This window comes from Sphingobacterium sp. InxBP1, assembly GCF_026191775.1.
Classification (GTDB): Bacteria; Bacteroidota; Bacteroidia; order Sphingobacteriales; family Sphingobacteriaceae; genus Sphingobacterium; species Sphingobacterium thalpophilum.
In genome coordinates this window covers 84,657-95,803 of the sequence record NZ_JAINDX010000036.1, presented here as the reverse complement: position 1 = coordinate 95,803, position 11,147 = coordinate 84,657, and the positions used below count along the sequence as shown (strand labels likewise).

At 40.7% G+C, this 11,147-nt stretch carries 9 protein-coding genes; all 9 read right to left on the bottom strand.

Annotated features, from left to right (window positions below; all coding sequences use genetic code 11):
- On the bottom strand, nt 1-354 hold a 354-nt coding region (locus K7A41_RS01625), incomplete at its 3' end, for a hypothetical protein (RefSeq protein WP_265712307.1).
- 157 nt (nt 355-511) lie between these two features.
- The gene (locus tag K7A41_RS01620; RefSeq protein ID WP_265712306.1) at nt 512-784 is read right to left on the bottom strand and encodes a hypothetical protein; all 273 of its coding nucleotides are present in this window, start codon (nt 782-784) and stop codon (nt 512-514) included.
- Between the two features lie 32 nt (nt 785-816).
- A complete protein-coding gene (locus K7A41_RS01615; protein WP_265712305.1) occupies nt 817-1,458 on the bottom strand; it encodes a glycoside hydrolase family 19 protein in 642 nt (213 codons plus the stop codon).
- Between the two features lie 4 nt (nt 1,459-1,462).
- Nucleotides 1,463-3,676 carry an SGNH/GDSL hydrolase family protein gene (locus tag K7A41_RS01610; protein WP_265712304.1) on the bottom strand — a complete coding sequence of 738 codons (2,214 nt, stop codon included), beginning with the start codon at nt 3,674-3,676 and terminating at the stop codon, nt 1,463-1,465.
- Between the two features lie 21 nt (nt 3,677-3,697).
- Complete coding sequence (locus tag K7A41_RS01605) at nt 3,698-6,418, bottom strand: hypothetical protein (RefSeq protein ID WP_265712303.1); 2,721 nt, start codon at nt 6,416-6,418, stop codon at nt 3,698-3,700.
- Between the two features lie 225 nt (nt 6,419-6,643).
- Entirely contained in the window at nt 6,644-9,865 is a 3,222-nt protein-coding gene (locus K7A41_RS01600; protein WP_265712302.1) for a tape measure protein, read from the bottom strand.
- Between the two features lie 2 nt (nt 9,866-9,867).
- Entirely contained in the window at nt 9,868-10,161 is a 294-nt protein-coding gene (locus tag K7A41_RS01595) for a hypothetical protein (RefSeq protein WP_265712301.1), read from the bottom strand.
- A gap of 11 nt (nt 10,162-10,172) precedes the next feature.
- The gene (locus tag K7A41_RS01590; RefSeq protein WP_265712300.1) at nt 10,173-10,556 is read right to left on the bottom strand and encodes a hypothetical protein; all 384 of its coding nucleotides are present in this window, start codon (nt 10,554-10,556) and stop codon (nt 10,173-10,175) included.
- A gap of 10 nt (nt 10,557-10,566) precedes the next feature.
- A complete protein-coding gene (locus K7A41_RS01585; RefSeq protein ID WP_265712299.1) occupies nt 10,567-11,001 on the bottom strand; it encodes a phage tail tube protein in 435 nt (144 codons plus the stop codon).
- Between the last annotated feature and the right edge of the window lie 146 nt (nt 11,002-11,147).

Sequence of the window (11,147 nt, the reverse complement as noted above, 5' to 3'; positions counted from 1 at the left end):
ATTAACATTTTGGTGTAGGTTCTCCCGAATATCCTTCAAAATTTCACGAGCCTGATCCGTTTTCCGCTTAGTGAACGAAACTATACTATCGGCTCTAAATGTCATCGAACCATCAGGATCGATTTTTAGATCTGTTCCTGGCGTTGGATAGACCTTCACTTTATCCTCTCCTTCTGAGGTCGTGTTTGTCGTTTCCTTAGTCTTGTCCACCTTACCGGCAGATGTTTCCGTAGACACCTTAACATCACTGGACACAGACACAGCATCAAGCTGCTTGTTGACTTTGGTTGTCTTACGGAATAGCCCGCACCCAGATAACAGGATGCAGACTATCAATATCAGTGTTAATCTCATAGCTATTTCATTTTTTTTGACAGATCAGTGAGTTTATCAGCTAAGTTTTCCAGTTTAGGCACCAAGTCCTCCAAAGGCTGAGCGACATTCACTACCTTATACTTCGGCCTCGCGTCTGAATAGGTTGATCCTACCATGAGTAATAGAATAATCCACTTCATCGCTTACCTCCTTTCTTCTGTTGCTGAGCAACACTATCGACTTTAACAGCAGCGCTATCAACCTTAGTGGCTGCTTGATTGACCTTATCCACTGCAGGCGTAACTTGCTTGCGGACTTCCTCGATCATTTGCTTGTATAGCCGGTCTTGCATTTCCAGCATCTTATCATTTTGACTGTCTCCCCGATCAGTTACCCAGTACAACACTGTCCAAAATACAGATACAACGACTACCAGTGCATAGGTCACCGGATGCCGAACTATCTGCATAAAGGTTGGCTGTTGTTGTTCCTTTTTTTCCATTATTTCCACAAACTAGCATAATAATTAATCTTGTCCCTCCTATCCGCAAGTCCGTTATATCCTCCATTTACGGTCCTACATACTGCGCGGATGCTTTCCTCGCTCAAATCCTTAGCCTTGGCCCATATGTTTTTTGCGTCGAACTCTCGGACTGCAGTCGTAAAGTAGTAGGCCGACTCCCCGATCAGATCAGGATTGTCATACAGCTCCTGACCGCCATAGCGTTTGTAATCACTTCCCCCAGTGATCTGTAAAGCTCCGCCACCGCGATACTTCCATCCGTCCCCCGGGCGAGTGTTACCCAGCTCAGCCGCCTTGCGAGGGTTACCCAGTCCGTAGACACGTTCGGCAAGTTCGTAGGGATTTCCGGCCAGCCGCCCCGCTTCTGCTACTGTAACTCTTGCCGAGTGCCGCCCGACACCGAATATTTGCATAATCCGTGGAGCGGTGTAGTTCATATTCTCTCGGACTATCGTAAACCCTCCGCTTTCGTGATGTATGTTTGCGAAGAAGTGTAAAGTCTGGACACGAGTGCGGCCGAACTTTGCTGCGAACTTGGTCAGTGTCTCGCGACCTATAATACCGTCGGGAGCTGCCCCGACGGATCTTTGGATAAATAGTATTAATTCTTTCTTTGTCATTTTATTACCCAAAAAAATATTTTGATTTCAAGAAAGCCGATAGCACTTTAGCATCAACTTGAGCACCTAATTCATTGTCGTGTGTAGAGTCTTCATAAAACAATGAATGATTATATTTATTCATTCCTGAATCTCTTAACATATCACAGCAAGGCAAATGATTAAGTGCAGCCATTTGCTTAATACCATCAACTACATCGGTTAATTTTAATCCGATTGGGTTAACATAATCGTCAATATTCCAAACAACCCCTCCTGTATCAAAATATCTGAATTTTGGAGTTACAAAGTTTGGCCTGATTTGTGGGTATGCAGACTGTATTTTATCTATACCATAATTCATAGCTCCAACTATCGTCATGACATCCTTATTAGCAAGACTTATCTCTCCAATTGGTGGAGGTGTCGAAGTTCCTGGAACAAGAGGTACTGTAAAATCATTGGTGCCAAACCAAACAGTCAAAATTGTAACTTTAGACCAGTCGGTATTGACCAAATTGTCACGTGTCCTTTCCAACCTTCGTTGTCTTGCAGCTGTTACTGTAGGTATAATAGCATTAATAGCATTTACCACCGAGTTCCAAGCGTTTTGTCTGATAGTTTCGTCTGTACTTGCTGTATCAGCAATAGCTTCGGCAATCTTGTAAAAGGACAATGCTCCATAACGAGCATCCTCATGGTATGACATTCTTGTCCCACCGACCCCGCAATTAAGGAAAGGTATACCTAAATTTTTACCAATGTATTCAGGTATAGTTTTGAATTCAGTTAAAGAGTCGCCTAACTGTCTGCCACTTTCAGAAGACATAACAGAATACCCTAGTTTAAAATTTGCACTTAAATATGCAGTATCTAAATGCAGTGTATCTTCAAGCGTAACACCAGTATCCACACCTACTGTCAATTTATTCGTGTTGATAATTACAGAGAAATATAGATTTGAGTTATTTACTGGTGTTAAATCCACAGATACGTACCCGTTTTCATCTATTATAGGTCCCGCTACATTACAAGACGCCACAACATTTTGATTTAGTACTACTGTTCCAGTTACAGGGTCTCTCTTGACTATCTGAACTATCGTGTTACTTGTTGACCCTCCTAGCCCATAAATACGTATAAATGTAACGTATAGATCCAACCATTTTCCATCTGGATACTTTAATTCAAGTCGTGATCCACCTGTAAGTATTATATCTATAAATGCTGAATAATCAATATTTCTTGTGGCGTTTTTAAAAAACTTAGGTTGTAAAATCTTTTGAATTTTGGCAGGCTCATTAACACCAATAAGGTTGTCGCTTGCAAATGTTTTAGAAACAATATTGGAGTCATCTATACTACCACTGTATGCCTGTTGGGTTTTACAATAATCTAATTCAACTGCTTGAGAGGATAGTTTGGAAAACCTTATAAAGCCGTCTTCATCAGCTACGATGTTCCAATCAGTATTTGCCTGGTTAGTATATGCTTTTACAACATTCCTGTCTTTATCATAAAGTACTACAGCCATACCATTACTACCTAGCTGTAAATTACAGATGTAAGTACCCGCAACAATAGGGTAATATTTTACTGTATGATACTGGCTCCATGGGACTAAAACAGATCCATCAGCAAGCAATACTCCCCTTGCCCAAACAGAAGTATCATTAAAATCAGAATTTGATAATTCAGGCGCTATATTATCACCGATATTATATGATTTAATCCCTACTTTTTCATTGTCAAGGTAGTTAGCCGTAAGGTAGTCACCAGTACCTTTACCTGTAGCAGCTTTGGTAGTATCGTTGGGGTCAAATACTGTTGATAATGGTACAATCGGCAAAGGAACACTGCTTCCTAAGCTCCAGGCGCCAGCTGTACCATCCCACCAGTTCGTATTTTTGAACCCCGTTGGAGCTTCCCAAGGTTCTCCAACAGCGACAAGGGGATTACCTGTACCATTCACAAACCAGCCAGTAACATCTTCCATTTTCCTATTTTGACCAGCTGGTCCGGGGGCTAAAATAGTTGGAGTTGCTGAGGACGCGCCGCCGGCAACCGCTTTCATTTCAATGCCCGATATACTTAAATACGTCTTAGCCTGATCAAAATCAGCTACTTTTGTTTCTCCTGTGTCTGCATCAGCGAGCATTATTTTATCCCCGCCTTTAACACTTGTGGCCTGCCCCATTCCCGATGGGAATCTCACTTTATCCTCTTCACTTGCTGCCATAAATATTATTATAAAATCTTACTACACTATTTCTCTATTCACTATTATTCCCGATTTTACAGTAATCCTAACGATTGAATCATCCGGCTGTTTAATTTCCTGAATGAAATCTATACCATCATCAGACCCAATTGCCAATGATGTAAAAGTCCCTTTGTTGAATGTGGGGCTGTCTGTTGTTTTTAATCCTTGACCAATCTTTTCGGCATATGTTTGGCCTTCCCACTTGTCGGAATCCCCTACTCTAGCCTTGTCATCATTGACAACTAGATAATCATTTTCTATTCTCAAATATTTTTCACCTGATACCCTATCTTCCATCTCAGACGGAACAGTTGGAATAGATAGCAATTGCTGATTCCTTGTTCCTTTGACACTCATGATCAAAGACGCCGTACTCCCTCTTTCAAGAGTCCTTTGTAAGGTAGCATCGCTTGCTATCAGGTAATTTTGAGCTATCACCCAGCTTTGAGTTGCCCCACTTGATCCTACAGAACTAGATGACGATCCACCAGTCAAAGATCCGGCTCCTAAATCTTCCCCTCCATAAGGCAATGAATAGAACCCCATCTGCTGTAATGTGCCGCTAAATTGACTGTTCTTAACAGAGATATCGCCTTGCTTAATTGAATATATGGTCGAGGCATCTTCTTCAAAATATATCGAGTCGTTCAGTTCTAGCAAAGGATAGCCGATTGATCCATCAATAAGTTTGCTTGGTCTATAGTACCTTCTCATAATTGATTTTGCAAGAAGCAACCCAATTGGCCCTATATCTAATGAATTATCGGTTGTCATCCATTTATCGGTAACAAGTCCGTTTACAGTTATTTGGGAAATATGATCTACATTTGCTTCGTCTCCTGTATAAATCGATACATTGTCTATAGAGTCAAAGTAATCACCGTCTTGGATATACCTGTACACTCTACCCTTCCCATTTTGAGTACCTGATACTCTTGTCACCCGGACATCTGCCAGGTAAATAAATAAGTTCTTATCCCCTTTATAAAATTTTACGTTTTCAGGATTCGATGCAACATCTTCAATATAATTTATCTCACCTGATTGAAAGTATTCTTGCCAGTCTACGACGTAACTCCATGCTATAGGGGCATTATTCATACTGCTATTGTATTTATACAGAAACCTCGCAGACCCAACGAAATTTAAGGTAATTACCCCATCAACGGGGACACCTTCACAAGCTACTTTTACTTTTCCCCAATCTGATAGCCCCCCTGGGTTATGGTTATCGGAGTAATTGTTATTGAAGTGGAATATCCTGTTATCTTTACCTTTTTTTATCCATTTAGCTTTTGGATTAGGAGACATGTAAAAAATATCATTCCACCCATCCTGATCACCCGAGTTAACCAAGTAATAGATTTCGCCATTGTTGCCTTTTAGTTCACAAATTACCGTTGTATATGCAAATGACGATGTTCCGGTATTTTCTTTTACTTCATTTATACGGTGATACCATTCTAGAAAAATAACATCTCCTTTTGTTACTTCAATTGATTTAGGCTTTAGCCTATTATACGAGTTAAATTCGTTAGGTGTAGTTATTTCGATATACTTCCCCCCAATTGTGCCGTCCATGCCAGTTTGTATATTAAGGGTTATAGGATTCAATATTACCTCTCTTTCCCAATGCTTAGGGGTAAAAGTAGAAGGATCAGGAACAGGCAAAGGATCGATACTAAAATTACCGTTTTCAATTAGGTTAATTAACGGGTCGCCTTCGACCATATATCTATAGATATAGTTTACACCTACTCGCTTTAATGTTTTATCAACGGAACGAACATTACCAGAGAATTTAAATTTCAGTTCATCCTCACATGGGATATGATTTGGCAATTGTCTCGATTCTCTTTTGATAAATATACCATCTGAGTTGTAACGATAATATTGCTCTGATATCCTGTCCTTATCCATTGATTCAACAATCCACAAGCCTTTTACTTGTTGAATTTTAATGTCAAATTGAATAGCTATATTATTAAGAACTTCCCACGAACTAAACGCAATGCCTGTATAATCAAAATACGGCAGCCCTTGGCTTTTCTCTTTTTCTGAGATATCGGGTTCAGTATTGAGCCACGTACGAACATCATGATTCGAAGCGACAAGAACGTCCCCTGAGACGGCATCGTCAACTGAGAAAAATTGAGCATTTAGGTATATGTCGCTAACGATAGCAAATGGATTGCTTAATTTAAGGCGAACGGTTCCAGATCCAGTTTCATTTGCCTCTAGTATTTTTGCTGTCCATTTATTCCATGATTCATTAAATATGTAGTAATTGATATACCTGCCTGCTTGATATTCACTAGACGGGGTGTCACCTGGGAAAAACTCAACATCTCCATTATCCCAACCGATAGCGGTAGGATATTGATAGTATGGGCCTGTAGCTAAAATTGGCTTCCTATCCACCAGGGTTAGGAAATCTAAGTTTTGCCCAGTCTTTAGCAAACATTCTTTAATGGCAAACAAAAATGTCTTTGTAAAATTACCATCTGAAACTCCATAATTTTGACCGTTCGAATCAACGAAAGGCAGATCTTTTAATTTAGTTAGCCCGTCAAATCCAGTTATATTAAGGTAACGGACATTATTACTATCCTCCTCCTCAAAGCTTTCTGGCAACATATACCCGATCCAGTCAATTTCTCCATCTATAAGATGTACAATTTGAAATTCGACATCCGAAGCTGTGTATATATCTTCCATACCAAACGATTCATCCCCTATGAGTTGAACCATACAGGCCGTTGGATAAATGCCCCCAATCTTATCGTCTTCGTTATTTACGAGTTGCTTGGTAAAAGGAATAGGGCCAGCATCCACGAAGGTTGCCGACCCTGTATAATCTTTCTTCCTGATTGAAACCCTAGCAGATTTCCCAGTACTATCTATGCAATATGAATGGAAAAATATCTCCCCGTACATCCCTTATCACCCCCTACCAATCTTTTTCTCTCTACGAACCGCTCTATTTCCAGACAACTTTATTGTATTGTTCTGAATCTGTCCGTTTACATCCACGGATAAAGATAAATTATTTTTAGCATTTAACGAACTGATTGACGGTAAATTACTAATATTTTTAGGTATTTTTGGCGTAAAATCGTTAATATTTGGTACTTTACCTGAGTTTATACCTTCCAATAGCGGCCTAAACTGTTTTGTTGCCCGTGCATTCACAACAAATTCCTGGCCATGGACAATACCGGCAGGCTGATTTATTCCGTAATTTCCAGTATACCCACCGCTCGCGAAGCCCAACAGCGAAGTAACGCCACCACTAAAAATTCCGCCTAAAAACCTTACAGCTGCCAATCTTGCCAACTCGCTAATGATTGTAGATACCATTTGCTTAAACACGCTTTCCATTCCTTCACTGAAGCTTTCGGCTCCGATCAACATATTGGCAAATGCGTTACCAACACCCTCTGTTAACTGATCATACGCTGTTTTTAAAGAAGTAAGGATTTCCTGTTGGCTCAACAGTTCTGACTGAACAGCTTTAAACTGTTCAAGTGATATCGAACCGGCTTGGTACTTCCTCGCATTTTCATCTAAGAGAACATTTGTCTTTTCTAAGGTGCCATTAAACAAATTACGCCCATCAACCATATCTACACGCATCTTATTATCTAATGCATGTATCTGCTCCATTTTCTCGTACAATTCATCTTGTAGCGCCAATTGTCTAGTATCTCCACCGGTATCAACACCTAGACCAAGTTTTTGAGATTGAAGGCTTTTCTCAAGATCTTCAGCAAGCTTCTTGTACTGTATATTTAATTGCCGTACGGCTCGTTGACTAGCTGTTTCATCTAACCTCCTGGAAAATATTAGGTCAACACTTATATTGTCCGCATCTGACTTCCGTTGATTTTCAACTAATTCTCGTGCAGCATTCAACTGCTCCTTATACCTCTTTTTATAAGCGCCAACTACGACATCATTAACTGCAACAGCTGTTTCTTTAGCACGATTTATTTCTAACTGCTTAATTGTTTCTGCAGCATCACCAGCGAACTGAACAGATTCTAACGCCTGTCTCTTCCAAGCTGCGTATTTTTGATCAATTTCTACCCTTGTCTTTGCTAATCCGGTGCTTTCCTTTTTCTGTACCGAATCGTTGGACTCGATTATCAACTTTGACAGCTTCTCCTGTTCTTGTTGCCGTTGTTTTGATGCTTTTATTGCTTCGTTCGTAGCTTTCTTAGCAGCAGACGAGGCTTTTTTGTCATTGTAACTATCAAGGTTATATTGAGCTTTCTGAAGCTGGGCAGTTAATTCAATCCATTTCTTTGTGCCTTTCTGGTTCGAGTCAAGCGCATCTCTAGACGCAGTAATAGCCTTGACCTGGTCCTCCCAATACTTTTTGTTTTTTACTAGCTCTTCAGATTGATTTTTAATTTCCTTTGCCGGCAAAATCTGAAAATCAGTCGCTCCGAAGCCAAATCTGTTGTCAAGGCCTTTAAACGCACTCCTAGGAACCAGACCAGCCAAAGGATTGCTTTCAATAGCACCCGTACCACGAACTCTGTTTATATTGAAGCTATAATCCCTATATGAATCTAACCCCAATGACTTACCTATCCATTTACCGATGTTGTCTCCCAGCATAGTCGCTGTTGTGCTTCCTGTAGTAGGATTTAACAGGTTCATCTTATCGAAAAATCCCTTCCAACCTCCAGATGAAACAAGAGAATTAAATCCTCGTATAGTACCAGCTAGCCCGTCCATTATCGTAGTGAAAAAAGATGAGGCATTGTCGGATTTAAATAGATTGTCAAATTCAGTGCTCAGACGATTTGTCGATGCCTGCATTGAATTTATCTTCTCAACCTTATCATTTGAGAAGGCAATGTCTAACTGATCAGCAAATTTTGGCAAAAATTCTCCAGCAACAACTTGTCCGGTTTCAAGCATTTTATTGAGCTGCGCTTCTGTAACCCCCATTGCTTTTGCGGCTAACGCAAAGGCGCCTGGCAACCTCTCTCCTAATTGTCCCCTAAGTTCTTCTGCCTGAACCTTGCCTTTTGATAACATTTGCGACAGCGCTAAGAATGTTCCTTGAACCTGATCATTAGACAACTTCATCTTAGCTCCGGCATTTGCTACTGATTCAAATATCCGCCTAGTCTCATCTGCAGTAAGATTGGAAAATTTAGCAGCTCCTTGCCACATTTTGAATGACTGCGCTGTTGAAAGTAAATCCAACCCTAACCTATCTGATGTCTTAGCTAGAAATTGTAAATTCTTGCTAAATTCGTAGGAACTACCACTTGTGTATTTTAGGGCCTGGTTTACAGCCTCGTATTTAAGATTTGTTGTAAACGACTTCTTTAGGCCTTCAATAGCCATGGTTGCCACCCCAGCAATTGAAGTAAATTCCCCTAAGTATGGTATCGCGCCAGCAAATGCACTACCATAGTTACCTACGTTGCGCTGATGATTACCCATCTGGGCATCAAATTTTTTAAGCTGCTCGTTAAGTTCTCGATAGGCTTTTATCTGTCTCTGTACCGCGGGGTTAGATGAATCAAACCCTCCGGCAGCATTACGTATTGCCTGACCTAATGCAGTTAACCGTTGCTGTGCCTCTCGGTAAGATCCAGCAGCCGCCTGACCACCTTGCCTATTCTGGGCTTGCTGCAACCTCAATGCCGCCAAATCCCTATTTAGCCGCGCTATTTCAGTCCTATAATTGGCGGCGTCCAACCGTGCCTGCTGGAGGCTACTCGCCCCGCCGTTTGCGGATGTGGAATTATTTCTAAACTGTGATGCTAACGCATTTAAAGTTCTAAATGATTTTACCAGATCCTTCACTCCAGCATTCATCCCGCTGAAAGCCTGCCTATCGATTTTAGATAGTTCAACAGCAAAAGCCATAGCTTCTCGCTTTACGTCAGTTAACGCTGTCTTATTTGCGCTAATATCCTGTAAAAACCTATTTAATGTGATCCCACCAAATGAATTTTTTATATTGTTGGCTATGTTCCTGGAGCTGTTGCCGAAGGTCGAAAGACGTTGTTCAATTTTACTTAGATTCCTGTCTCCTTTCCGAACAAATGACTCGATAGTCTTTCCCCCACTATTCAACCCTCTAGCAAGGGCATCAAGCTTTGCCCTTACCTCTACACTTAATACTGCATCTGCCATAACTACCCTCCTGTCATTCGTTTGATCAAATCCTTAGCTAAGTCTTTCTTTTCATCGCTCCATAATTCAGGATTAGACGAATTAGATTTAATTACTTCCTTGTCATGTTCATCAATCGGCCACCATTCTTCAACCGTTTTAGGCAACTTCTGCGGATCTGCATAGCCTTTTACTACAGTCCATAATAAAAGGCGTAAGTCTTTCTTCTGATTGACCTCGCCTTTTATGAATCCTGAATATTTTAAAGAAAAATCCCTTGGCGAAAGCCTTGCATAATCAACAGGACTTAACCCCATCTGACCGAACGCTATTTCTTTGATTTCCTCGTAGACGTCTTTTTTTTTATTACTTCCTCAGCTACCTCGAGTACCTGCAATTGCTTATCAACTTCTTCGAAAAGTTTTGCCCCTGCTTTTGACTTTTCGAAGGCATCCATGACCTCATTTACATTATTTTTATATTCTTCATTAAAGAATAACTCTTCAAATTTCATGTAGATCATCTGATGTGTATACACTGGATAAATAGACTCCACGGCACAGTGGTTTATATATCCTGACCATACGACATCTACAGCATACTTGTTTGCCCCTGCATAACCAACACCAAGTAACTTTTGCATTTCCTCGAATGCAACCATCCCGAAATAAAGGGGGATTGTTTCACCCCCTAAAATTAGATCGATCTTCATACATCCCTCCTTATGGTGTTACTGGTTCTGCATCTGCAGGCTCGCCGACTCCTTGGAATGTTGCGCTAAATGTGAATGGTTCATTGTTGCCCTGAGTCTCCGTATAGTTGGAAATATACGCTTCTCCGTAACGGACATATGTGCTGCCTACTTTCGCGATCTTAACAGGCACTGTAGCTCCTGATTTCCACAAATCAAATAGGGCCTTAAAGCTTGCCTCACTAGGTTCCAAACCTGCATCAATAGCGTTGCCATCTGCATTCATTGTCCAGCTTTTATTCCCTGCCGCGCCCCCGGCCCAACCATCTGAACATTTGGAGCTGCCGTCAATTGTGTCTGTAGTACCTTCAAAACCGTTAGTTGTAATACAAGCAACAGTCAACCATGCTGCTTCTGGTTTAATGAATAATAGGTAATCTTTCCCGTTCTCAAATCTGTCTGCCATCTTCTTACCTCTTTAAATTGTTATACAATACTGTTAATGTTATGCTGAAACGTTAATATTTTTGTGATTATTCTCTGATCGGCCGTATCGTCAATCAAAGTTCTATTCATTGTCATTATTGTCTTCCATATATGGAAATTATTTAT

Excerpts from the sequence above, each read along its gene's own strand:
- K7A41_RS01585 (WP_265712299.1), bottom strand. The coding sequence starts at position 11,001 with ATGGCAGACAGATTTGAGAACGGGAAAGATTACCTATTATTCATTAAA.
- K7A41_RS01615 (WP_265712305.1), bottom strand. The coding sequence starts at position 1,458 with ATGACAAAGAAAGAATTAATACTATTTATCCAAAGATCCGTCGGGGCA.
- K7A41_RS01600 (WP_265712302.1), bottom strand. The coding sequence starts at position 9,865 with ATGGCAGATGCAGTATTAAGTGTAGAGGTAAGGGCAAAGCTTGATGCC.
- K7A41_RS01595 (WP_265712301.1), bottom strand. The coding sequence starts at position 10,161 with ATGGGGTTAAGTCCTGTTGATTATGCAAGGCTTTCGCCAAGGGATTTT.
- K7A41_RS01590 (WP_265712300.1), bottom strand. The coding sequence starts at position 10,556 with ATGAAGATCGATCTAATTTTAGGGGGTGAAACAATCCCCCTTTATTTC.
- K7A41_RS01610 (WP_265712304.1), bottom strand. The coding sequence starts at position 3,676 with ATGGCAGCAAGTGAAGAGGATAAAGTGAGATTCCCATCGGGAATGGGG.
- K7A41_RS01605 (WP_265712303.1), bottom strand. The coding sequence starts at position 6,418 with ATGGAAGATATATACACAGCTTCGGATGTCGAATTTCAAATTGTACAT.
- K7A41_RS01620 (WP_265712306.1), bottom strand. The coding sequence starts at position 784 with ATGCAGATAGTTCGGCATCCGGTGACCTATGCACTGGTAGTCGTTGTA.